Here is a 24,337-nt window from a genome sequence, read left to right on the forward strand (position 1 = left end):
TCAGGTGTCGGTCGGGCGGGTCTGGCGGAGGAAGTGGCCGGTCACCAGCCATGCCCCCAGCCAGCCCAGCAGCAGCGTGCCGAGCAGGACCAGGCCGCCATGCAGCAGATCCAGGCCATGCAGCACGAACGGGCTGCCGTAGCTGCGCGAGAGTTCGGCCAGCGGCACGCGCAGGGCGGCGCCGGCCGCAGCAATCAGGGCCAGCGCCACCGCGCCGGCACCCAGGCCATACCACGCGCCCAGGTACAGGAACGGGCGGCGAATGAAGCCATCACTGGCGCCGAGCAGCTGCAGCACGCCGATCTCTTCGCGACGCGCCTGGATATCCAGGCGCACGGTGTTGCCGACCACCAGCGCGGCGCCCACGCCGAGCAGTACCGACAGCACCTGCACCAGCCGTGCGCCGAACGCCAGCCAGGCATCCAGGCGCTGGCGCCACAGTGCGTCGTGCTGCACCAGGTCGGCCTCGGGCAGGCTTTCCAGCGCGCGCGCCAGGCGTGCGTCGTCCTTGCCCTGGCCCGGGGTGATCACCAGCAGCGAGGGCAGCGGATTATCGTTGAGTGCGTCGATCGCCTCACCGAGGCCGGCATCGCGCAGTTCCTGCAGGCCCTGCTCGGGCGTGCGCACGTTCACTTCGGCCACGTCGTCGCGGTCGCGCAGCTGGCCGGCCAGGCGCAGCGCGCCGGGACCATCGACGTTGCCCTTCAGGAACACGTTGATGTCGCGCGACTGCTGCACGCTGCCGGCGAACTGCTTGAGGTTGTCCAGCGCGATCGACAGGCCAAGCGGCAGGGCCAGTGCCAGCGCCATGACCATCACCGTCAGCAGGGTCGCCCACGGCTTGCGGCAGGCGCGGCCCAGGCTGAACACCACGCTGTGCACGTGGTGCTGGAACCAGACGCCCACGCGCGAGGGGGCGGCGGCTTCGCTGTTTTCGTTCTTCGCCATCGATTACTCCGCCAGGTCCTGCGGCGAGATGTCATCCACCAGCCGGCCGTGGTCAAGGATCAGCACGCGCTTGCGCATGCGGCGCAGCAGCGGCAGGTCGTGGCTGACCACCAGCACGCTGGTGCCGCGCGCGGGCAGCTCGGCGAACAGGGCCATGATCTCCGCCGCCAGGGTCGGGTCGAGGTTGCCGGTCGGCTCATCGGCCACCAGCAGCTTGGGTTCGCCGACGATGGCGCGGGCGATGCCGACGCGCTGCTGCTCGCCGGCCGACAGCTGCGAGGGCAGCGCCTTCTCGCGATGGCCCAGGCCCATCCGCTCCAGCACCGAGCGCACGCGCTTGTTGATGTCGCCACGGCGGGTGCCGCGCAGGATCAGCGGCAACGCCACGTTCTCGGCGATCGAGCGGTCCATCAGCAGGCGATGGTCCTGGTAGACCGCACCCACCGCGCGACGGTGGCGGGGCACGTCGCCGCCACGCACCTTCAGCAGGTTACGCTCGTCGAACACCACCGCACCGCGGCTGGGCCGCTCGTCCAGGTGGATCAACTTGAGCAGGGTGCTTTTGCCCGCACCGGAATGGCCGGTGACGAACAGCATCTCGCCCGGCGCGACCTCGAAGCTGACATCGGTCAGTGCCTCGTGGCCACCGGCGTACTGTTTGCTGACATTGTCGAAGCGCAGGACACTCATGCCCCGATTATGCAGGACCGGCGCGACGGCGTGGAGATGGTGGGTGCCACCGGTCCGGCCTGGTGGGTGCCGACCGTTGGTCGGCACACCCTTAAAGCCACCCGACCAACGGTCGGGTGCTACCCGCTGATCGGCAGTACCGATCAGTTGCCCGACAGCATCCGGCGGATCTTGCGGCCAATGCGGGTCAGGAACGAATCGCCGGTATCAGCAGCCGTGCGCACCGGCTTGGCCACCACCTGTACCGGGGTGACCGGGCTGGCGCCATTGCCGGCGGCGCTCTGCACGCCCTCGGCACCTTCGACCGGACGGCCGTGGCGACGACGACGGCGCTTGCGCGGCTTGTGCTCGCCGTCCACCGCACCTTCCGGTGCGCCTTCGGCGCGCGGCGGGCGCGGCGGACGCGGGGCCTGGGCAACGGCGCCTTCGGCACCGGCGGCCGGGGCGGCAGCGCCCTGTTCGCCTTCGACGCGCGGCTTGCGCGGGCCACGCGAACGGCGCTCGCCGCTGCGCTCACCGTCGCGACCACCACGGCCACCACCGCCTGAACGACCGCCACTACGGCCACCGCCCCGACGCTCTTCCTCGGCGGCGCGGGCTTCGCGCGCTTCGCGGAAGATCTGGCCGACGCTTTCGTTATCCTCGCCTTCCTCGCCTGCTGCGGGGGCCGGGCGTTCCGGACGCGGCAGCGGCGTCAGCAGTTCCTTGGTCACCGGCTCGGACGGAATCTTCTGCTCGATGTAGGCCTCGATGTCCGGCAGGCCCATCGCATAGCGCTCGCAGGCGAAGCTGATCGCATCACCCTCTTCACCCAGGCGCGCGGTACGGCCGATGCGGTGCACGTAGTCTTCGGCGTCGAACGGCAGGTCGTAGTTGTAGACGTACTTGATGCCGTCGATGTGCAGGCCGCGCGCGGCCACGTCGGTGGCCACCAGGATTTCCAGCTGGCCCTTCTGGAAGCGGTTGAGCAGGCTCTCGCGCTTCTTCTGCGGCACGTCGCCGGACAGCACGCCGACCCGGTAGCCGGCCTTTTCCAGCGAACGGGCAACGCGTTCGACGAACACCTTGGTGTTGACGAAGACCATGGTGCGCGCGCCTTCGCTGCGCGACAACAGGCCCAGCAGCAGCGGAATCTTCTCGTCGTCGGCCGGGAAATAGATGCGCTGGCGCACGCGCGCGGCAGTGATGGTCTCGGCTTCGACCACCAGCTTCTGCGGCTCGTTCATGTGCTCGTAGGCCAGCTCCAGCACGCGATGGCTGAGGGTGGCACTGAACAGCAGCGTCTGCCGGGTGGTGCGCTCCGGCATGCGGCGCAGCAGGAAGCGGATGTCCTTGATGAAGCCCAGGTCGAACATGCGGTCGGCTTCGTCCAGCACGCAGATCTCGCAGGCGTGCAGCGACACCACCTTGTGCTGCTTGACGTAGTCGATCAGGCGGCCCGGGGTGGCGATGATCACGTCCACGCCCTGCTGCAGCAGTTCGCGCTGCTTGTCGTAATCCACGCCGCCGTAGACCAGCGCGAAACGCAGGCCCAGGTCGGAACCGAACTTCACTGCATCCTTGTGGATCTGGATGGCCAGTTCGCGGGTCGGGGCGAGGATCAGCGCGCGCGGATCTTCCGGCTTGCGGTCGGCCAGGGCCGGACGCGTCAGCAGGCGGTTCACGACGGCGACCAGGAAGGCCAGAGTCTTGCCGGTGCCGGTCTGGGCCTGGCCGGCAACGTCACCACCGGGCAGCGCGACGGGCAGGGTCAGCGCCTGGATCGGGGTGCAACGGGTGAATCCGGCTCCTTCAAGGCCGGCCTGCAGGGCCGGGTGCAACTCAAAGGAGGAAAAGGTCAAATCGGTCAGCGGTTTGTCGCTCATGAGTCCGTCTTGGTATGGCCGCCGGCCCGTGGGGCGGCTGGCACTTCAGCGTCTAGGGGCACCGTCGCAAACTGCGGCCCCTGCGGCGGGTTGGCAGGCTGGGACCACCCGGTCCGCGCGCCGCACAATGCCCCAGTTTAACGCACTCGGGCCAGCAAACCGGAATGACCTGTCTCATAAAGTCAAGAGACGGGGCCCTTCACCCAGCCACACCGGACTTGAACAGCCCTGCCAGGCCCGCTGGTGTCGCCCACTGCCAGCCCCATGTACAGGAAGACAGTGAAATCCGACACATACCAGGCATCGAAGCGATCACGATACGCTGGGTTCCAGCCGGCGCCTGTCCCCGCCCTGCGATAGGGGTACACTGCCGGCCGTGAGCGTCCAGGCATCCCGCCGAACGCACCGCGGCAGTGCGCCGCGAGGCAACGACGAGGGTCGCGCCACCGGGCATGGCCCAGTTCACCCACCTCCGGCATGGCCGGGTGCAATCCAAGACGAGAAACCAAGATGAGCGACAAGGTTGTACATGTCGGCGACGCCGACTTTGATAGCGCAGTGCTGAATTCCAAGGAACCGGTGCTGGTCGATTTCTGGGCCGAGTGGTGTGGCCCGTGCAAGATGATCGCCCCGGCGCTGGACGAGCTGGCCGATGCCTACCAGGGCCGCGCCAAGATCGCCAAGGTCAACGTTGACCACAATCGTGCGCTGGCTGCCAAGTACCACGTGCGTTCGATTCCGTACCTGGTCGTGTTCAAGGACGGCGAGAAGGTTGGCGAGCAGATCGGTGCGGTGGGCAAGGCCCAGCTGGCCGGCCTGCTGGACAAGGCCCTGGCCTGATCCTGCTGTTCTCCGGCAGCCGCCGACCACGGCTGCCGGCGGGCGCCCCGCGCCCATGATGAATGCTGTTCCCGGCAGCCCTTGCACGGCGCCGCAGGCCGATGATAGTGTCGGCATATCCGGCCGCGTTCGCGTGCCGCACCCTCTGGACGCAGTTTCCTCCAGACCCATTCCCAACGTTCGCCGCCCCAGCCGGGCGCTCGCACCTTCAAGCGAGGAATAACGCTCTTGTCCGATAACACTTCCGAAACCGGCAGCGCCGATGCGCCCGCCGAAAAGCGCGTGCGCAAGCCCCGCGTAAGCAAGGCCGCCGCTCCGGCAGCCGCCGAAACCAGCGCCGCTCCGGCGCAGCCGACCCTGCCGCTGGCCGCCGCGCCCGAAGCGCCGGCACCGGCCGCAACCGCCCCCGCACCGAGCGCGCCCGCCGCCGAGGCCCCTGCCAGCAGTGGCGGTGGCGAAAGCGGTGAGGGTCGCGAATCCGGCCAGCCGCGGCAGCAGAACCACCAGGGGGGCGGCCAGAACCAGGGCCAGAACCCGTACAACCAGAACGGCCAGCAGGGCCAGGGGCAAGGTCAGGGCAACCGCCGCGACCGCTTCCGCAACCGCCGCGACCGTGACCGCAACAACCGCTTCCGCGACGACGGCCTGCCCAACGATGGCGGCGAGCAGCAGCCGTTCGTGCCGCGCCCGCACGCCAACGTGCCCGAGGGCTTCCCGGTCTATTCGCTGAGCGACCTCAAGCGCATGCCGGCGCAGAAGCTGCTGGAAATCGCCGAGCAGCTGCAGATCTCCGAAGGCGTGGCGCGCGCCCGCAAGCAGGATGTGATCTTCGCCCTGCTGAAGGTGCTGACCCGCCACGGTGACGGCGTCGCCGCCGATGGCGTGCTGGAAATCCTGCCGGACGGCTTCGGCTTCCTGCGCGCGGCCGAAGCCAGCTACCTGGCCGGCCCGGACGACACCTACATCTCGCCCAGCCAGATCCGCCGCTTCAACCTGCGCACCGGTGACCACATCTCCGGCCGCATCCGCTTCCCGAAGGACGGCGAGCGCTACTTCGCGCTGAACATCGTCGACACCATCAACGGTGAGCCGATCGAAGCGTCGAAGAACAAGGTGCTGTTCGAGAACCTGACCGCCCTGTTCCCGCGCCGCCGCTTCACCCTGGAACGTGGCAACGGTTCGTCGGAAGACATCACCGGCCGCATCCTCGACCTGATGGCCCCGCAGGGCAAAGGCCAGCGCTCGCTCATCGTGTCGCAGCCGAAGGCTGGCAAGACCATGATGATGCAGCAGGTCGCTACTGCCATCACCACCAACCACCCGGACGTGCACCTGATCGTGCTGCTGATCGACGAGCGCCCGGAAGAAGTGACCGAAATGCAGCGCACCGTGCGCGGCGAGGTCATCAGCTCGACCTTCGACGAGCCGGCCGCGCGCCACGTGCAGGTGGCCGAAATGGTCATCGAACGCGCCAAGCGCCTGGTCGAGCACAAGAAGGACGTGGTGATCCTGCTCGACTCGATCACCCGCCTGGCCCGTGCCTACAACAACGTGGTGCCGAGCTCGGGCAAGGTGCTGACCGGTGGCGTGGACGCCAACGCCCTGCACCGCCCGAAGCGTTTCTTCGGTGCCGCGCGCAACGTGGAAGAAGGCGGCAGCCTGACCATCATCGCCACCGCGCTGGTCGACACCGGCTCGAAGATGGACGAGGTGATCTACGAAGAGTTCAAGGGCACCGGCAACAGCGAAGTGCACCTGAGCCGCCGTATCGCTGAGAAGCGCGTGTTCCCGGCCATCGACATCAACCGTTCCGGCACCCGCCGCGAAGACCTGCTGATCGAACCGGAACTGCTGCAGAAGATCTGGATCCTGCGCAAGCTGCTGCATCCGATGGATGAAATGGCTGCGATGGAGTTCCTGCTCGACAAGATGAAGAACACCAAGTCCAACGACGAGTTCTTCGGTTCGATGAAGCGCTAAGAGAAAAGCCCCGCACTGCGGGGCTTTTTTTTGCCTCGGGAGCGGCGCATCCCCGCGCGCGATCACGGACACGCCGGGCATGGCCCGGCGCTACCTTCGGCTTACGGGCAGGCCACCGCGCCCTCGGCATTGGCCGTGTTGGCGGTCAGCTTGACCTGGGTGAAGGCTGCGGCGAACGGCTTGTCCGCGCTCACCACGAACGGTGCTTCCACCGCGCCCAGGTCCACCCCCTGCTTGGCGAAGCACGCCAACGGCACGGTCACCGTCTGCTTCTGGCCGGGAGAGAGCTTGCCCAGCAACGGGGCAATGTCCACGCCACCCTCGCAGCCGGTACCGCACTGCATGGTCACCTTCACCGCCGAGACCGGGCGCTTCACCAGCTGCACGTCGAACTGCAGCGCGCCATTGCTGCGTTCCAGCGCGCCCAGATTGCGACGCGAGGTGCTGCGCGCGATCAGCTGCGCCGGTGCCAGCCAGGTCACTTCCCTGGCGTCCTGCTGGGTGTTCACCTGCACGGTACGCACCTGCACCACCGGCGTGGTGGCAGGCCAGCGCAGCGTGGCATTCAGATCATTGCCCAGCGGCTGGGTGGCGCCGCCCGCTGCCACGTGCAGCGCGAACGGCGGCGTGTCGGCACGATTGAAGATCGGCAGCACGGTTACTTCGCCGCAGCTGTCCGGAGTAGCTTCATCGAGCCTGGCGACCTTGCCACCCTTCGCGTAGCTCAGGCCATAGCCAAGCGCGAACAGCGCAGGCCTCTTCGCATCCGGGCGATCAATCGGTGCCGGGCACGGCACCCCGGGCCACGGGAAGCTCAGGCGGCCACGGAAGTCGTGCGCGGGCTTGCCATCCTTGCCGGCCACCAGCACATCGGTCACGCCCTTGCTTTCGGTGCCGGGCAGCCACGCTGCAACGAAGGCGCTGGACAGGTTGAGCAGGTCGTTGGTGTACATCGGCCGCCCGGACAGGTAGACCGTCACCACCGGCTTGCCGGTGGCCGCAGCGGCCTTCAGCGTTGCGAGATCCTGCGGGTAGGCGCGGCTGTGGCTGACCGTATCGGAGGGCAGGATGTCACCGTTGGTTTCGGCGTAGGGCGTTTCACCGATCACCGCCAGCACCACATCGAAGGCCTTCGGGTCGATACCCTGGCCATCGGCACTGACACTGACCTTGTCGGAACCGAGTTCGGCACGCAACGCGGCCAGCAGCGAATCGGCGTTGGGGAAGTCGGCGTTCCTGTTCTCGGTGCCCTGCCAGGTCAACGACCAGCCACCGGACTGGTCGCCGATGTTGTCGGCGCCTTTGCCCACCACCAGCACGCGCGCGTCGCGGCGCAGCGGCAGGGCCTGGCCTTCGTTCTTCAGCAGCACCAGCGATTCGCGCACTGCACGACGGGCCAGGTCGCGGTGCTGCACGGCGCGGGCATCGCCGGCATAGCGGCTGTCCGACGGTTTGTGCTCGAACAGGCCGGCGCGCAGCTTCACCCGCAGGATGCGCGTCACCGCATCGTCGATGCGCGCCATCGGGATCTCGCCGCGCTTCACCTGCGCCGTAGTGTTCTCGATGAATGCCTTCCAGTCGTCGGGCACCATCACCATGTCGATACCGGCGTTGATCGCCTGCGCGCAGCTGTCGTTGCGGCAGCCGGGCACCTGGGCGATGCCGTTCCAGTCGGAGACGACGAAGCCATCGAAGCCCATCTTCTGCTTCAGCACGTCGGTCAGCAGTGCCTTGCTGCCATGCATCTTGCCGTAGTCAACGCCTGCGGCCACGTCATTCCAGCTGTTGAACGAGGCCATCACTGTCTGCGCCCCTTCGGCGAGTGCGCCGTAGTAGCCCTGCGCGTGAACGTTGATCATCGTCGCCTTGTCGACCAGCGCTTCGCCCTGGTCACGGCCGTTGTCGGTAGCGCCGTCACCGAGGTAGTGCTTGGCGGTGGTGACCACGTTGCCGTCCTCCTTGAACGCGCCCTGCGCACCTTTGACATAGGCCTGGGCGAAGCGGCGGATCACCGTCGGGTCGGACGAATAGCTTTCATAGGTGCGGCCCCAGCGTGGGTCGTGGGCCACGGCCAGGGTGGGCGCGAACACCCAGCCGATACCGGTGGCACGCACCGAGCGCGCGGTCGCTTCGCCGATGCGTTCGATCAGTTCCGGGTCGCCGGCTGCACCCAGCCCGATGTTGTGCGGGAAAAGGGTGGCGCCCAGTACGTTGTTGTGGCCGTGCACCGCGTCGGTGCCCCAGATCACCGGCACCGGCGTCTTCGCATCGGTCGCCAGCGACGCCGCATGGTAGGCATCGGCCAGCGTCAGCCAGTCCTGCACGCTGGCATGCTTGTCCATGCCCGGCCACGAGCCGCCGCCGTTGAGCACCGAACCGATGTAGTACTGGCGTACCTGCTCGGGGGTGATCGTCTTGATCTCGGCCTGGGTCATCTGCCCGATCTTCTGCGCCAGCGTCATCTGCGCGAGGATCGCCTGCACACGGTGTTCGATGGCGGCGTCGGTGGCGATCGCGCTGTGTACGCGCGGCCAGTCCTGCAGGCGTTCGCCCGCAGCCGGAACGGCGCCGACCGGCGAGGCAAGGGCGGCCAGCAGGCAGCTGGCAAGAAGGGTCTGGCTGGGGCGGATCACTGGGTTCTACCTCCGTGGATGAAGTTCCTGGCGTGCGGGACCGCGCCGGCACATCGGCGCGGGCGCTGTGGCGTTCTTCCTGACAGCGCTGTCATATAAGCCTGCCCTGGCGCTGTCAATCGGTGTACATGCAGGTTGCGGCACGGGTCGCGCAACGACGGGCCCGGACGCACCAACGGCGCGCTACAGTGGCGCCAGGGTGCTGCATCGCGACAAGGAATCGGGACGTGCCAGCGCCCCTCGCGTCGTGGCAACATCCGCCTGCTTCGGCAACACCGACCAGGCCACCACGCACTACCATCGCCGCGTGCACGCCGCCTTCCAGGAGGATCCATCGCATCATGCGCAGTCGAATCGAGGATGTCGCCGCCGTTGCCGGGGTTTCGATCAAGACCGTGTCCCGCGTGCTCAACCACGAGCCCAACGTGCGCGAACAGACGCGCGAACGGGTACTCGCGGCGGTGGCACGGCTGGGCTACAAGCCCAACCCTTCGGCGCGCAGCCTGGCTGGCCAGCGCTCGTACGCGTTGGCGCTGGTCTACAACAATCCTTCGCGCAACTACCTGATGGAAATCCAGAGCGGCATGCTGGACGCCTGCCATGTACAGCACTACAACCTGATCCTCGGACCTGTCGGAACCGGCCGCCGTACCCTGCCCGACCTGGCTGCTCTGTTCGAGAACTCGCGCCCTGACGGGGTGGTGCTGATCCCGCCGCTGACCGACGACGAGGTGGTGCTGTCCTATCTGGAAGAACACGAGATTCCATATGCCTGCATCGCGCCGCGGCACCCGGACGGCCGCATCGGCGTACGCATGGATGAAACCACCGCGGTGGTGGAGCTGATCGGGCGTCTGGTGGCCCAGGGTCACCGACGCATCGGCCACATCAAGGGCCCGCGCACGCACGGTGCCTGCCAGTGGCGCCATGCCGGTTATCGGCAAGCGCTGCGCGCCGCCGGCATCGCCTACGACCCGACGCTGGTGGTCAACGGCCAGTTCTCGTTCGAATCCGGCCTGGACGCCGCCAACGTGCTGCTGGACCTGCGTGACCCGCCGACGGCGATCTTCGCTGCCAACGACGACATGGCGGCCGCCGTGTATCGCGTCGCCGGGGAACGCGGGCTGCGTGTCCCACGCGATCTGTCGGTATGCGGTTTCGATGACACGCCGATCGCCGGCCACATCTACCCGGCATTGACCACCGTGCGGCAGCCGACCTCGCACATGGGCCGGCTGGCCACCGAACAGCTGATCGAGCGCATCCGTGCCGACCGCGCCGGACGCATGATCACCGTCGAGCACACGGTGCTGGAACGTGAATCCACCGCGCCACCGCGCAAGCGCTGACCTGCATGGCCGATGGCTCATGGCGCCGGCAGCCGTGAGCCCTTCCATGCGTAGAAGGCGATGTACGCGTAGCACAGCACCGGCAGCAGGAAGGAAAGCTGCAGGCCGTGTTGGTCGGCCAGCCAGCCCATCGCCAGCGGAATGACCGCACCTCCGACAATGGCCATCACCAGCAGGCTGGACGCCTGCCCGGTGAGCGCCCCGAGGCGGGCGATGGCCAGCGCGAAGATGGTGGGGAACATGATCGAATTGAACAGGCCGATGCTGACCACGGCCCACGTGGCCACGCCGCCACGGGTGGTGACGGTGATGCCGAGCAGAACGACCACGACCAGTGCGAATCCGCCCAGCAGATGGCGTGCATCCAACCGCGCCAGCAACGCAGCACCCAGCAGGCGACCGACCAGCGCGCCGCCCCAGTACAGCGACACGTAGCCGGTGGCGTCCTGCTCGGTCATGCCGTGGCCAATGCCGGGCGAGGACAGGAAGTTGACCAGCACGCTGCCGATCGATACCTCCGCCCCCACGTAGAAGAAGATGGCCAGCACCCCCAGCCGCACATGGCGATGGCGCAGTGCCTCCCACACGCTTCCCTGCGCACTGCCGCGGCCCTCCACGCCGGCGATGGCGGGCAGGCGGAACATCCAGATCGCCGCGGCCAGCAGGAACAGCACCACGGCCAGACCGAAGTACGGCAGCTGCACCGAGTGCGCCTCCGCAGCCCGATACGCCAGTGCCTCGGCCGGCGACAGCAACGCCAGCTGCGCTTCGCTGCGCGGCTGCGCCGACAGGATCAGAAGCCCGCCGAACAGCGGCGCCAGCGTCGTGCCCAGCGAGTTCATTGATTGCGCCAGGGTCAGCCGGCTGGAGCTGGTGCGTTCGTCGCCCAGCAGGGCGACGTACGGATTGGCCGCGACCTGCAGCACGGTGATGCCGGTGGCCAGCACGAACAGCGCCGCCAGGAACAGGCCATACACATGCGCAGCTGCCGCCGGCCAGAACAGCAACGCGCCCACACCGGCAATGGCCAGGCCGGCGACGATGCCGCGCTTGTAGCCGACCGCAGCCACCAGCCGGCCGGCAGCGACATCAGGAAATAGGCACCGAAGAACGTGAACTGGATCAGCATCGCCTGCACCCAGCTGAGGGCGAAGGACGCCTTCAGGTGCGGAATCAGGATGTCGTTGAGGCAGGTGAGAAATCCCCACATGAAGAAGATCGCAGTCACCACCATCAGTGCACGGGTCGAGCCCTGCACGTGGTGTCCACGAACGGTCGTTGCCATGTCCAAAGTCTGTCCTCCAGGTCAGTGATTGAAGCCATCGAGCGGTCATGCGCGACATGTGACGCGCGATCCAGTTTGTCCAGCGCTGTCAGTTCGACAGTTCCCCTACCCGTTCTTCCGCGCAGCCTCCTCCGCGCAGTTTTGTTTTGCAGCGCACAACACTTCTGCGCACGTGCATTGGCAGCGCTGTCATCCCTGAAAAAACGCTGCGGATGCCTGCATACAAGCCAATTCGTCGATGCGTGCGTCGTCCTGGCAACGGTTACATGTACGCCAGGAAGGCAGCTCGCGCGGCGCTCTTGATGGCAGTTTGTTGACAACGCTGTCAACCGTGGCTCCAATCCGGCCACACGCACCAACCCGTGATTGAGACGACGCAGGATCGCCACCACCGAATTCCCTGGGGAGGGAGCTTCCATGAAGACGTACACGGCCGTACCTCGCAAGACGATGCTCACGTCCGCGCTGCTCGCAGCCCTGGCCGCGCCCGCCTGGGCACAGGAGACACCCGCAGCCAGTGCTGCTCCGGCCGACCCGGCCACGCTCGATACGGTACAGGTCACCGGCATCCGCGGCAGCCTCACCTCTTCGATGAACCTCAAGCGCGACAGCCAGGGTGTGGTCGACGGCATCGTCGCCGAGGACATCGGCAAGTTCCCTGATACCAACCTGGCCGAATCGCTGCAGCGCATCAGCGGCGTGTCGATCGACCGCACCTCCAGCGGCGAAGGCTCCAAGGTGACCGTGCGCGGCATCGGCCCGGACTACAACCTGGTGCTGTTGAACGGCCGGCAGATGCCGGCGTCCAACCTCGGCATCGGCGGTGCCGGCCTGTCCAGTTCGCGCTCGTTCGACTTCGCCAACCTGGCCTCCGAATCGGTGTCGGCGGTGGAGGTCTACAAGACCGGCCGCGCTGACAATCCGGCCGGTGGCATCGGCGCCACGATCAACATCAAGACGCTGCGCCCGCTGGAAGCCGAGCCGGTGATCAGCCTGGGCATGAAGGCGGTCAACGATTCGTCCAACGACAACCTGCCGCGCACGCTGCAGGGCTCCAGCGTGACCGGTGAACTGTCCGGCATCTTCAGCCAGCGCTACGCCGACGACCGCTTCGGCGTCGCCCTCAGCGCCAGCCACCAGGAACGCGATTCGGGCTTCAACCAGGCCACCGTGGCCGAGGGCTGGGCCACCTTCCGCGGCAACGACGCCAGCGATGGCCGCGCCCTGCCGCTGCCGGGCCAGGGCTATTCGGACCGCATCACCAATCGCCCCGGCCCGAACGATGTGTACGGCCGCCCGCAGAACACCGCGTACAACGTCAACGCCGTGCAGCGCCAGCGCACCAACGGCCAGGCCACCTTCCAGTGGAAGCCGGCGGACAACGTGACCACCACGCTGGACTACACCTATGTCGAGAACAAGGTGCAGCAGCAGCGCAGCGAGCTGTCGGTGTGGTTCAACTACGGTCCCGGCGACAGCACCTGGACCAGCGGCCCGGTGTCGGCGCCGATCATCTACAGCGAGGACATGACCGGTTCGGACGTGTCGATGGGCGGGATGAAACTGGCCACCAAGAACACCATGCACTCGCTGGGCTTCAACGTCGACTGGGAAGTCAACGACGCGCTGGACCTGTCCTTCGACGCGCACAACTCCACCGCTGAATCGCAGCCGGATGGCCCCTACGGCTCGGCCGGCGTGCTCGGTGTGGCCGCGTTCGTGCGTGGCAAGACCACCGTGGACTACAGCGGCGACCTGCCGATCATCCACATGGAGCTGCCGCCCGGTGGCGTACAGCCCTCGCAGGCGCTGGTGACCGGCTCGGTGTTCCAGAACAGCTACAACAAATCCAAGGTGCAGCAATACCAGGGCCGCGGTACGTTCCGCTTCGCCGACTACTCCGCGCTGGATTTCGGCGCCGGCTTCGCCAAGGTCGAGAACCGCTCGGCCTCGGCCATCATGCAGCGCAACAGCTGGGGTGGGCTGGGGACGCCGGCGGACTACGATGACAGCATCTGGTATGCCGACGACATGAGCCGCTACTTCAAGTCGTTCTCCGGGCACAACGATCCGCGCATGACCGGCCGCTTCCTGGTGTTCGACTTCGACCGCCTGCGCGAGCGCGCGGCGCAGGTCGGCACCGAAGCCGATCCGGCCTGCCCGACCTGCTATGTGGCGCCGACCGAATATTCCGAAGACATCCGCACCACCGAGAAGTCCAAGAGTGCCTACATGCAGTACCGCACCAGCTTCGACTGGTCGATGCCGCTGCACGTGGCGGCCGGCGTGCGCTACGAACAGACCGAGGTGGAATCGCTGGCACTGGTCCGCGTTCCCACCGGCATCAGCTGGGGCTCGGCCAACGAGTTCAACATCACCTACGCGCCCAGCGGAACGTTCGTCGGTGGCAAGGGCAAGTATGACTACGTGCTGCCGAACCTGGACCTGAAGCTGGACATCAACGATGCACTGGCACTGCGCGGCAGCTACAGCCGCAGCATTGGCCGGCCGGGCTGGACGCAGATCCAGAGCGGGTCGCGCGTGGATGACATCGTGCGTACCCAGGGCGGTACCGGCTCGCGCGGCAATCCCGCACTGGAGCCGCTGGTATCGGACAACTTCGACCTGTCGCTGGAGTGGTACTACGGCGAATCCAGCTATGCCTCGGTCGGCTTCTTCCGCAAGAACATCAAGAACTTCATCAGCAACACCATCGTGCGCGAGAACACCGGCACCCTGCACACGCCGGTAGGCGGCGCCTACTGGAACGAAGCGCTGGCCTCGGGCTGCGGCGCCACCGACATGCCCTGCATCCGCGACTACATCTTCACCAACCATGCCGGCGCACCGGGCGTGAACTACACCGGCCGCAATTCGGCCGGACAGATGACCGGCACAATCACCGGCCAGCCCGGCGATCCGGTGGCCGGCTTCGATACCACCGTGCCGGCCAACCAGCACTCCGACCACCTGCAGGGCTGGGAAGTGGCGGTGCAGCACCTGTTCGGCCAGTCCGGCTTCGGCGTGGCCGCCAACTACACCAAGGTGAAGTCCGGCCTGACCTTTGACAATCTGAGCCTGGGCGACCAGTACCCGATGATCGGCCTGAGCGACTCGGCCAACGTCGTGGCGTTCTACGAGAAGTACAAGTGGCAGATCCGTGCGGCCTACAACTGGCGTGACAAGTTCCTCAACGGCATCGGCGGCCAGGGCCCGAACCCGAACTACACCGCGGCCTACGGCCAGGTCGATCTCAACATCAGCTATGCGGTCAGCGACCAGCTGACGCTGAGCCTGGAAGCGATCAACCTGACCGACGAGACCATGCGCACCTACGCGCGCCACACCAACATGCTGCGCTATGCGACCCAGACCGGGCCGCGCTACATGTTCGGGGTGCGCTACAAGTTCTGACCGGCTGCGGTACTGTGCAGCCAAGCACGGGCTTGGCTGCACAGGGCCGGCACGTGCACTTCGGTGGCGCCGGGCCCCTGCCTGTCGCCACGCCGCCCCGGACACCCACGCATGCTGCCCCTGCCCCGCCCCATCGAAGAAATCCACGGCCTGGAACCGGCAGACCTGGCCGCGCACCTGCCCGGCTGGACCACGCCCAAGGTGATCCGAGGGTTGGTGTCGCACTGGCCTGTGGTCTCCGCCGCACACGTATCGCCTGCCGCGGTGGCCGCCCATCTGGCGGGCTTCGACCCGGGCCAGATGCCGGTCACCGCCACCACGGCGGCGCCCGGATCCGGCGGCCGGCTGTTCTACAACGAGGACATGAGCGGCTTCAATTTCCGCCGCGAACAGGTGCCGCTGAAAGTGGTGCTGGCCACGTTGCTGAAGTACGCCGGCCATCCGTCGCCGCCGTCGATCTACGTGGCCTCGACCACCCTGGACAGCTTCCTGCCCGGCTTCAGCGCGCACAACCCGCTGCCGCTGGGCGTTGCCGATCCACTCACCAGCATCTGGATCGGCAACCGCTCGCGCATTGCCGCGCATCAGGATGTGCCCGACAACCTGGCCTGCGTGGCCGCCGGACGCCGCCGCGTCACCCTGTTTGCGCCCGAACAGGTGCGCAATCTGTATATCGGTCCGCTCGATTTCACTCCGGCAGGACAGGCGATCAGCCTGGTTGACTTCGATGCACCGGATTTCGAGCGCTTCCCACGCTTCCGCGAGGCGCTGGCGCACGCACAGGTGGCCGAGCTGGCACCCGGTGATGCGATCTACATTCCCTCGCTGTGGTGGCACCACATGGAAGGGCTGGAGGCATTCAACGTGCTGGTCAACAGCTGGTGGCGCCCGGTGCCGGCCTGGATGGATTCGCCGATGAACGCGCTGATGCTGTCGATCCTCGCGCTGCGTGATCTGCCCGAAGCGCAGCGCGCGCACTGGCATGCACTGTTCAATCACTACGTGTTCGACGCCGATCTGTCGACCAGCGCACATATTCCGCCCCAGGTGCGTGGCGTGCTGGCCCCGTTGCAGGCCGAGAGCGCCGAACAGATCCGCCAGACCCTGCAGCGCCGCCTGCAGCGCTGACCCTCGCAGCGGCGGCGCGCTTCACCCGCAGCGGCCCGGTTTGTGGCGATAATGCAGCCCCGCACCCGGCGGCGCCCGCGCGCGCTGCGCGCCCTCCGCCCGACTCTGCTCCGCATGCGCCTGATTTCGCCCCGCCTCAACCTGGGCAAGCTGATCCTCGCCCTGGCCCTGCTCAGTGCCATCATCGCGCTGGCCAACACCCTGCTGGCCAGCTACCGGGTACAGCGCGACCAGCTGGTTGGAAACACCCTGGAAGCGAACCGCGTCTATGCCACCAAGCTGGCCGAGACCACCCAGAACTTCCTGCTGGCCGCCCAGCAGGAACTGGCCTACGCCGCCACCCGGCTCGGCCAGGGCAACCTCGATCCGGCGCAGGCCCAGGACGAGGCCAGCCGCCTGCAGCTGCAGACCAACAGCTTCAATTCCTCGCTGGTGGTGGATGCCGATGGCCTGGTGATCGCCACCTCGCCGCAGACCCTGCAGCTGCAGGGCGAGGTGCTGCACAGCGTGGGCAACAACGCCGCGCTGGCCGCGCGCCAGCCGATGATCAGCGACCCGTACCAGTCGGCCACCGGCAAGCTGCTGGTCTCGCTGTCGCATCCGATCTTCGACCGCAGCGGCCACTACCGCGGTTACGTCAGCGGCACCCTGTACCTGCGCCAGCGCAGCGCGCTGCACACGCTGCTGGGCAAGCACTATTACCGCGACGGCTCTTACCTGTACGTGGTCGACCGTCATGGCCGGCTGCTGTACCACGCCGATGGCAAACGGGTGGGCGACTACGTGGTCGGCAACCCTGCAGTGAAGGCTGTGGTGCGTGGTGAGCGCGGCGCGCAGCAGGTGCGCAACAACCTGGGCGTATCGATGCTGGCCGGCTATGCACCGGTGGCGGCCACCGGCTGGGGCATCATCGCCCAGCGGCCGACCGAGGCCACGCTGCAGCCACTGTCGCGGTTGATGACCGCCGTGATCTGGAACGCGATCCCGCTGGGCCTGCTGTCGCTGCTGATCACCTGGTGGTTCGCCCGTCGCATCTCGATGCCGCTGTGGCAGCTCGCACGCAACGTGCAGGGCGGCGAGGATACCGGCAACGCAATCAACCACGTCAGCGGCATCCGCGCGTGGTACTTCGAGGTCGCGCAGCTGAAGCAGGCGGTGCTGCACAGCTTCAATGCGCTGCAGGACCGCATCGGCACGCTCAACCGCGCCAGCCGCACCGACCCGCTGACCGGCCTGCTCAACCGCCGCGGCCTGCAGCAGGCGCTGGACGCCCTGCAGGTACAGGGCATCCCCTTCGCGATCCTGGCGCTGGACATCGACCGCTTCAAGTCGATCAACGACAACCACGGCCATGATGTCGGCGACGCCGCCATCGTCCATATCGCCGACCAGATGCGCCGCTACTCCCGCGACAGCGACATCCTCTGCCGCGCCGGTGGCGAGGAGTTCCTGCTGCTGTTGCCGGGCATCAGCGCCGAGTCGGCGCGACAGGCCGGTGAGCGCCTGCGCCAGCACATTGCCGACCATCCGTTTGAACCGGTCGGCACCATCACCGTCTCGCTGGGCGTGGCCCATTTCCCAAGCTTCCACATCGACGCCGAGCAGGCGCTGCGGCTGGCCGACAAGGCGCTGTACCTGGCCAAGGAGCAGGGCCGCAACCGGGTGGTGGTCTACCCGTACGCCGATTGACGCGGAGCCGGGCTGCCCGGCTCCGCAGCGGGTCTCAACTCTGTTGCAGCGGGGTCAACAGGCGCAGGCCGCGCTTGGCGGCGTCCACCATGTAGACGCCGCCTTCCGGCAGCAGATCGCTGCCGGCCTGCTCGACCGGGTCCGCCTCGTGCCACGGCACGCTCTGCCGCGGCCCCGGAATGAAAGCGCGCCAGCGGCCATAACGTTCCGCCTCTGCATTGGAATCATGGTTCAGGGCGAAGTTCACCGGGATGCGAACCGTCCAGCTGTCCCGGGTGCTGTCCTCGCCGGTGGTCGGCGGCTTGAAGGTCCACGTGCGGGCGGTGCTGACGCTGGCTCTGGCCAGGATGTCGCGCATCTTGGCCAGGGTCCGCTCGGATGCGACCACGGCCATGTTCACCTGCTCGGCGGCCACGTCGGCCACTGTTCCGTCGCGCGCCACCTTGACCAGCAGCAGCACCTCACCCTGGCCACCGTTTCGGTAGGCCGCCTCCGGGTAGCGCGGCGGTGTCATGTGCAGCTGGGTCACCGAATCAGTGGCCTTCGGATCGTACTCGCTGAAGTCGACACTGGTCATGCTGATTTCATAACCGCCGTCGGCCGCAGCCTTGCCGCGCAGGCGAACGCGCAAAGGGGCCCTCGTGGCCACCGCCTGGCCATCGCGCAGCGTGGGCTCGAAGCGCCAGCCACCGATGGTGCCTTCCACGAAGGAGGCAATGCTCGGGGCGACCATGGCTTTCTGGTCCAGCACCAGCGAACTGACCGCGCCCTCCGGCGTGACCTCGATATGACCGGACAGCACCATGCTCATTTCCGCAGTCGCACGTACAGCACGTGCGGTCTGCGCAGTGGCATCGCCTGCAAGCAGGGGGGCGCCGGCACCGACGGCCAGCGCGAGGGCGAGAAACAGTGGGGAACGCATCATTGCCGGATCCTTGGTGATGAACAGCGAGCGTACCTCAGTCCCAACACCCATGACAGCCGGCTCAGGCCAGCCGGTGTGCGCCCGCATAGGGCGGCGTATCCGGATAGTCCCCTCGTGCGAAGCGTTCCTGCAGGCCCTGCCACCAGTCCGGGTCGAACAGGTGCCGGTAGTGCTCGCGCACGGCTGCCAGCTCCGCAGCCGGCAGGCCCATGAACGGACCGAAGCGCTCGGGAAACACATCGCGCGGGCCAACATGGAACCAGGGCTCGTCGGCCATGGCCTCCTCCGGCGTACGCGGCTGCGGCCACGCACGGAACGCGCAGTCGCTGACCAGGCACAGCTCATCATAGTCGTAGAACACGGCCCGGCCGTGCCGTGATACACCGAAGTTCTTCGGCAGCATGTCACCGGGGAAGATGTTGTTGCGCGCCATGTCGGTAATCGCCTGCGCGTAGTCGAGCACCGCTGCACGTACCGCCTCCCCGCCCTGCTCGCGCAGGTACAGGTTCAATGGACGGAAACGGCGCTGCACGTAGCACAGTGCGATCTCCACCTCATCGCCATCGACGCGTACGCTCTGCGCGCACTGCTGCAGCAGTTCGTCCAGCAGGGCCGGCGCGAAACGCGCGCGCGGAAAGCGCAGGTGACGATAGGGCTGCGCATCGAGCAGGCGGCCGACACGATCGAGATTGAACACCAGCGCGTACTTCTCTTCCACCTGCTGCCGCGACATCGCCTTGGGCCACGCGAAACGGTCGCGGATCAGCTTGAACACCAGCGGATAGCTGGGCAGGGTGAACACCGCCATGACCATGCCCGGCGTGCCTTCGGCATGCACCAGCCGCTCCTGCGGGTGCTCGTTGAAGTGGCGGAAGAACGTGCGGTAGCGCTCGGTCTTGCCCTGCTTGGCACGTCCCAGCACCGTGTAGATCTCATCGATGGGCTTGCCCGGCAGCAGGCTGCGCAGGAACACCACGGCATCGCCCACCGTACCCAGATCGGCCTGGAAGTAGCTGCGCGACACGCCAAACAGATGGGCAACATCACGGCGCCGGGTCAGCACCGCATCGGCACGCAGGCCGCGCGCGTCGTTGACCAGGGCAATCACGCAGGGCGAGAAGCGGTGCTCGCCGAACACGCGGCCGACCAGGTAGGCGCGGCGCTCGCGGTAGAACACGGTGTCGAGTAGTTCGATGCTGCGTACCGGCGTGTCACCCCAATGGGCGAGGTCGTCCTGCAGACGCACGGCGATGGCCGCCGCGCAGCGCAGCTGGTGCGCGTAAGGAATGTCGAAGCGATAGTCGGCCAACACGCGTTGCAGGGCCTCCACCGGCCGCGTCGGCGAGACGGCATAGGTATGCCGCGCGACGGGATGGGTGATGGCATCGGAGGGCTCGACGTCGAAAGCAATGAATTCCAGCGCCGGGTCCACGCCGCGGGTAGCGAACAGGCGCCGCGACAGCGTGTTGTAGAAGGTCTTGTACAGCTCTGCGTCGATCAGGCCCTGCAGCAGCGCGCTGTAGCCGGCGTGCACCTGCAACCACAACGCGCGCTCGCCGATCGCGTCACCGGCGAGGCGGCGCAACGCATCCATCTGCTCGGCGATGCACAGGTCGTAGAGGGCGATGCGCTCAACCGCATCCTGTCGCGCACCGGCCCAGTCGCGCTGCTCGAAGCGCTGCCGCGCCCGCGCGGTGATCGCCGCGAAGCGGGCATGGTACTGCTCGAAACCATCGCGGATGGCACCGGCGATACGCGGCGCCAGCTCGGCAGCGATGTCAGGCTTGGACATGCATGACTCACCCGGGAGGACCGGCTTTACCATACGCTGGCGTGGGGTGGCTTGTGTAGAGTCGAGCCAGGCTCGGCTGATCCAGGCGGAAGCAGCCGAGCATGGCTTGTATGTTCCTCCCGGCTCCTACGCGGTATGTAGGAGCCAGGGTGGAGGGACCGTCAACATGATATCTGCGGGTAGCAGCCGACAGACGAGCCGAGCGATCCCCATCCCGCACCTTAACGTCGATAAAGGATCTAGCGGCCTTTGAGGACCGCCGATGTAGGCAAGCCAACGTGGTGCGGTACCACCCCAGCCCCTCAACAATAGCTGGGAGTTACGCAGATGTCAGATCGTTTGGCCGTCGGCATCGATGCCGACTCAAAGAGCCTTGTGGTGGCGCGCCATGGCACCAAGGGCAGCACTCGAATCCCCAATTCAGCGTCGGCCATCGGTAAGTGGCTGTCCGGCCTGCCGACCAGGACTCGCATTGGGGTGGAGGCGACCAATCGCTACCACGAGCTTGTGGCTCAATCTGCCCAGAAGGCCGGCCACGCGGTCTTTGTGCTCAATCCGCGCGACATCAAGCATTACGCCAAGGGGGTGGCTTGCCGCGGCAAGACCGACTCTGGCGACGCACAGGTTATCGCGCGCTACATCGCCAAGGAGGCCGACAATCTGCACGAGCATGTCGCCCGTTCGCCTGCGCAGGAGCGGCTGCATGTACTGCTCCAGCAACGTGACAGCTTGGTCAGGAGCAAGACGAAGCTCAATCTCTCGCTGGGGTCGGGAGCATCAGAATCCGCACTCTTCGGAGGGGTTTTCAGTAGCCTGAAAGAGGCCATCGCCCTGCTGGATCAAGAGATCCAACGGTTGTGCCGCAGTGGTGAACAGCACGATCTGTATCGACGAATCATGACCATTCCGGGGATCGGACCGACGGTGGCGGCGTTCATTACCCATCACATCACGCGCTGGCCCTTGGCCAGCTCGGACGCCTGGATTGCCTGCACCGGCCTGGATCCGCGACCCAACGAATCCGGCGCACGGATCGGTCGGCGTCGCCTGTCCAAACGCGGCAGCGCCGGTTTGCGTCAGATCCTCTACATGGCAGCCATGGGCCTGACCCGCTCAAAGGGTGGCAAGCCTCTCTACAACGCCATCCGCGAGCGCGGCCACAGCAGTACTGCCACTTTCAACATTCTGGCGAGAAAACTAGCCAAGATCGCCTGGGGCGTCTTCAAGAGCGGCCGGGACTTTGACCCAGCCATGCTGAAAATGGGTCAAGCCTGCTTCCAGCAGGCTTGACCGCGAACATAGGATCTCGGCTCTACAGTTGCAAAGAGCAGTCGGGCGGGCTCGACTCTACCGAAGCCAATGGCTCAGATCGCCAGTTCGGACTCCACGTCCTGCACCTTGCGCCGGGCCAGCGCCAGGTTGGACTTGGTACGGTCCAGCACGATGTAGAAGAACAAGCCCTTCTTCTTCGCCACCGGGCGCATGATGTGGTACGCCTTGCCCAGCGAGATCAGGATGTCCTCGATGCTGTCGTTGAGGTTCAGCGACGCGGCGGTCTTCATCTTGGCGCGGATCACTTCGGTGTTGCCGGCGGCGGCCACTTCCATGTCCATGCCGGCACCGGCCTCGCCCAGCAGCATGCCGCTTTCGTAGTCGACCAGCGCCACTGCCTGCGCGCCGTCGATGCCCATCAGTGCGTTCAACGATTCATTCAATCCAGCCACGTCGCACCCCTTGTCGATGTTGGTTCGAGCCCCTCGTTCCCCTGCGGCCGGGCTCACGATCCGCCGAGTTCGGCCAGGATCGCCTGGCCACATTCCCTGCTCTGCCACAGCACCTGGCCGATCACGCTGCGCTGGTCGCAGGCCGCCATCAGCAGCAGCGGTGCACGTCCCTCGGCCTGGATCGCCAGCATCAGCACCTTGCCGCCTGCGGCCTCCAGCATCAGCGTCTGGAGATCCCCAAGCACCAGTTCGCGCCCGACCGCTGCGGCCAGCGCCAGCATCGCGCTGGTCATCGCCGCCAGCCGTTCGCCGCGCCCTTCGGCACCAGCGCTGACCAGGGCGAAGCCATCGACACTGGCCAGCACTACCGTGCGCACGCCTTCCACCCGCTGCTGCAGGTCCTGCAGCAGCGGCTGCAGGCGCGCACGCTGGCCGGCATCGGGCAGCACCGCCATCTGCCCGTCAGCCATGCGCGGCCACCAGTGCGTGCGCTTCCATTTCGCTCATCAGTACATCCATCAGCAGCAATCCCTGTTCGCGGTCGCGGACATCCACCGCCAGCAAAGGCAGCGGTTGATCATTCAGGCTGGCGCGTGCAGCCCAGTCGTCCAGCGCAGCGTGCGGCGCCTGGTCGAGATGGGTGACCGCCACCACCAGCGCCAATGACGCTGCGAACGGCTGCAGCACCTGCAGGTAGCCCTGCAGTTCGGTGGCCAACCCGGCACGGCGCGCGTCCAGCAGCAGCACCGCGCCACGTGCGCCCTGCAGCAGGATCGGCCACAGGAAATCAAAGCGCTGCTGGCCGGGCGTTCCGTAGAGCCGCAGGCGTTCGCCGTTGGGCAGGTCGATGTCTGCGTAGTCCAGCGCGACGGTGGTGGAGGCCTTGTCGGCACCGAGGCGATCACTGTTGGCCACATCGGTGTCGATCACCGCGCCGGCCGCGATGCTGCGCACGAGGGTCGACTTGCCGCTGCCCATGCCACCCAGCACGACCACCTTGTGCTCACGCATTGCGCTCGCTCCCGCGCAGGTGGCGCCACAGGCGGGCAAGCAGGCCGTTGTCGGTGCCGCTGCCGCGTAGCGCCGTCATCGGTGCCGCCGGGGCGCTCTGCAACTGCGCGTAACCGCAGAGATAGGCGGCATGGATGAAATCGCGCACCGCCGCAGCCGGCAACTCGAGCAGCATCGCGCATTCTTCAACCGTGCACGCGCGCTTGAGCAGCAGCGAGCACAGGCGGAAGCCATCGTGGTCGTGGCCCAGCACGCGGAAGTCCGGCCAGCGCAGCAGCTTCACCGAGGCGCCACGCAGGCGTTCGTCCAGTGCCTGCCAATGGCGGCTGCGTTGCGCCCATTGCCACAGCAGCGGCCGCAGTGGTTGGCGGGGCCGCTCACCGGCCAGCGCCTGCAGGCGTGCGGGTGTCAGCGCATCCAGCTGCAGGCGTTCGAAGGCATCGGCCAGGCGCTCCACCAGCGCGCTCGCCGGCTCCTGCAGCAGCACGGCCTGATCATGCTCAAGGTCCATCAGCAGGACGGGGTCACCCGCGTCACTCAGCAGTGCCTGCCCCTGGCGCAGCGGCAGCCGCTCGCGCAGCAGGCGGGTAATGGCATGTGCACCATCGGCCAGGCGGATCGGTGCAGGTGCGTGCATGGCCAGGGGCTCCACTGCCAACTGCATCCCGCGCAGGGCGCGGCCGATGGCACCGTCATCAAGTATGTCCTGATGGCCATCGCCGTCGCGCAGCTGGCCCCCCAGATCCTCGATCCAGCACTGCAGTCGCGGGCGCTGCTGGCGCATGCGCAGGGCCGCGTTGCGCAGCGCCGGCGTATCGCGGATGACCAGCAGGTCGCAGTCGTCCAGATCCTGGCTGCGGCGGATCTGGCCGTCCGGCAGCGCCGATGCCACGCGCAGCCGCTGCAGCAGGGCCTGCTCGCCCTGGATGTCGGTTCCCACTACCAGCACGCGTGCCATCCGTGTTCCCCGTGCGGCCACCTCCCCGGTGGCCTCGCGTCGCCAAGGCTAGGACATCGCCAGCGGCAGCCGTCGTGATCGACTGCTCAGATCGGGAGCGGTTGCA

At 67.1% G+C, this 24,337-nt stretch carries 17 protein-coding genes and 1 pseudogene; 7 read left to right on the forward strand and 11 right to left on the reverse strand.

The window, feature by feature from the left end; genetic code table 11:
* The 3 genes from ftsX to rhlB all read right to left on the reverse strand — a co-directional run bounded on the left by ftsX (position 1) and on the right by rhlB (position 3,503).
* Positions 1–948, reverse strand: coding sequence for a permease-like cell division protein FtsX (gene ftsX, locus ACW5IY_RS19850; protein ID WP_049436839.1), 948 nt, complete (start codon positions 946–948; stop codon positions 1–3).
* Between the two features lie 3 nt (positions 949–951).
* Positions 952–1,638 carry a cell division ATP-binding protein FtsE gene (gene ftsE, locus ACW5IY_RS19855; protein WP_019338976.1) on the reverse strand — a complete coding sequence of 229 codons (687 nt, stop codon included), beginning with the start codon at positions 1,636–1,638 and terminating at the stop codon, positions 952–954.
* Positions 1,639–1,781: 143 nt separating this feature from the next.
* Entirely contained in the window at positions 1,782–3,503 is a 1,722-nt protein-coding gene (gene rhlB / locus ACW5IY_RS19860) for an ATP-dependent RNA helicase RhlB (protein ID WP_010481045.1), read from the reverse strand.
* A gap of 510 nt (positions 3,504–4,013) precedes the next feature.
* Here rhlB and trxA point away from each other — a divergent pair.
* On the forward strand, positions 4,014–4,343 hold the full coding sequence (trxA, locus tag ACW5IY_RS19865; protein WP_005411275.1) for a thioredoxin: 330 nt from the start codon (positions 4,014–4,016) through the stop codon (positions 4,341–4,343).
* A gap of 228 nt (positions 4,344–4,571) precedes the next feature.
* A complete protein-coding gene (gene rho, locus ACW5IY_RS19870) occupies positions 4,572–6,323 on the forward strand; it encodes a transcription termination factor Rho (RefSeq protein WP_049436838.1) in 1,752 nt (583 codons plus the stop codon).
* A gap of 101 nt (positions 6,324–6,424) precedes the next feature.
* Here the strand turns inward: rho and ACW5IY_RS19875 are convergent, their stop codons facing one another.
* Complete coding sequence (locus tag ACW5IY_RS19875; RefSeq protein ID WP_049436837.1) at positions 6,425–8,956, reverse strand: glycoside hydrolase family 3 protein; 2,532 nt, start codon at positions 8,954–8,956, stop codon at positions 6,425–6,427.
* A gap of 341 nt (positions 8,957–9,297) precedes the next feature.
* On the opposite strand from ACW5IY_RS19875, the gene ACW5IY_RS19880 reads away from it, so the two are divergent.
* Positions 9,298–10,305: a LacI family DNA-binding transcriptional regulator gene (locus ACW5IY_RS19880; protein ID WP_049436836.1), complete on the forward strand. Its 1,008-nt coding sequence runs from the start codon at positions 9,298–9,300 to the stop codon at positions 10,303–10,305.
* Between the two features lie 17 nt (positions 10,306–10,322).
* Here ACW5IY_RS19880 and ACW5IY_RS19885 read toward each other — a convergent pair.
* Positions 10,323–11,590 (reverse strand): annotated as a pseudogene (locus ACW5IY_RS19885) (sugar MFS transporter).
* 417 nt (positions 11,591–12,007) lie between these two features.
* On the opposite strand from ACW5IY_RS19885, the gene ACW5IY_RS19890 reads away from it, so the two are divergent.
* The 3 genes from ACW5IY_RS19890 (at position 12,008) to ACW5IY_RS19900 (ending at position 17,821) form a co-directional block, all read left to right on the forward strand.
* Positions 12,008–15,004, forward strand: a complete 2,997-nt coding sequence (locus tag ACW5IY_RS19890) for a TonB-dependent receptor (RefSeq protein WP_049436835.1) — start codon at positions 12,008–12,010, stop codon at positions 15,002–15,004.
* Positions 15,005–15,115: 111 nt separating this feature from the next.
* On the forward strand, positions 15,116–16,132 hold the full coding sequence (locus ACW5IY_RS19895) for a cupin-like domain-containing protein (protein ID WP_049436834.1): 1,017 nt from the start codon (positions 15,116–15,118) through the stop codon (positions 16,130–16,132).
* A gap of 114 nt (positions 16,133–16,246) precedes the next feature.
* Entirely contained in the window at positions 16,247–17,821 is a 1,575-nt protein-coding gene (locus ACW5IY_RS19900) for a sensor domain-containing diguanylate cyclase (protein WP_049436949.1), read from the forward strand.
* 34 nt (positions 17,822–17,855) lie between these two features.
* Here ACW5IY_RS19900 and ACW5IY_RS19905 read toward each other — a convergent pair whose 3' ends face one another.
* Together ACW5IY_RS19905 and aceK are read right to left on the reverse strand one after the other, a co-directional pair.
* The gene (locus ACW5IY_RS19905) at positions 17,856–18,746 is read right to left on the reverse strand and encodes an energy transducer TonB (protein WP_049436948.1); all 891 of its coding nucleotides are present in this window, start codon (positions 18,744–18,746) and stop codon (positions 17,856–17,858) included.
* Positions 18,747–18,807: 61 nt separating this feature from the next.
* Complete coding sequence (gene aceK, locus ACW5IY_RS19910; RefSeq protein WP_049436833.1) at positions 18,808–20,538, reverse strand: bifunctional isocitrate dehydrogenase kinase/phosphatase; 1,731 nt, start codon at positions 20,536–20,538, stop codon at positions 18,808–18,810.
* A gap of 327 nt (positions 20,539–20,865) precedes the next feature.
* Between aceK and ACW5IY_RS19915 the strand changes: the two genes are divergently transcribed.
* Entirely contained in the window at positions 20,866–21,828 is a 963-nt protein-coding gene (locus tag ACW5IY_RS19915; protein WP_049435254.1) for an IS110 family transposase, read from the forward strand.
* Between the two features lie 74 nt (positions 21,829–21,902).
* Here the strand turns inward: ACW5IY_RS19915 and ACW5IY_RS19920 are convergent, their stop codons facing one another.
* The 4 genes from ACW5IY_RS19920 to ACW5IY_RS19935 are packed head-to-tail and all read right to left on the reverse strand — an operon-like array spanning position 21,903 to position 24,231.
* Complete coding sequence (locus ACW5IY_RS19920; RefSeq protein ID WP_043397376.1) at positions 21,903–22,262, reverse strand: hypothetical protein; 360 nt, start codon at positions 22,260–22,262, stop codon at positions 21,903–21,905.
* A 53-nt stretch (positions 22,263–22,315) separates the two neighbouring features.
* On the reverse strand, positions 22,316–22,732 hold the full coding sequence (locus ACW5IY_RS19925; RefSeq protein ID WP_049436832.1) for a roadblock/LC7 domain-containing protein: 417 nt from the start codon (positions 22,730–22,732) through the stop codon (positions 22,316–22,318).
* Positions 22,725–23,273 carry an ATP/GTP-binding protein gene (locus tag ACW5IY_RS19930; protein WP_049436831.1) on the reverse strand — a complete coding sequence of 183 codons (549 nt, stop codon included), beginning with the start codon at positions 23,271–23,273 and terminating at the stop codon, positions 22,725–22,727. Before ACW5IY_RS19930 ends, ACW5IY_RS19925 begins: the two co-directional genes overlap by 8 nt.
* Complete coding sequence (locus ACW5IY_RS19935; protein ID WP_049436830.1) at positions 23,266–24,231, reverse strand: hypothetical protein; 966 nt, start codon at positions 24,229–24,231, stop codon at positions 23,266–23,268. Before ACW5IY_RS19935 ends, ACW5IY_RS19930 begins: the two co-directional genes overlap by 8 nt.
* Positions 24,232–24,337: the final 106 nt, after the last annotated feature.

It is taken from the genome of Stenotrophomonas sp. C-A (assembly GCF_054030835.1).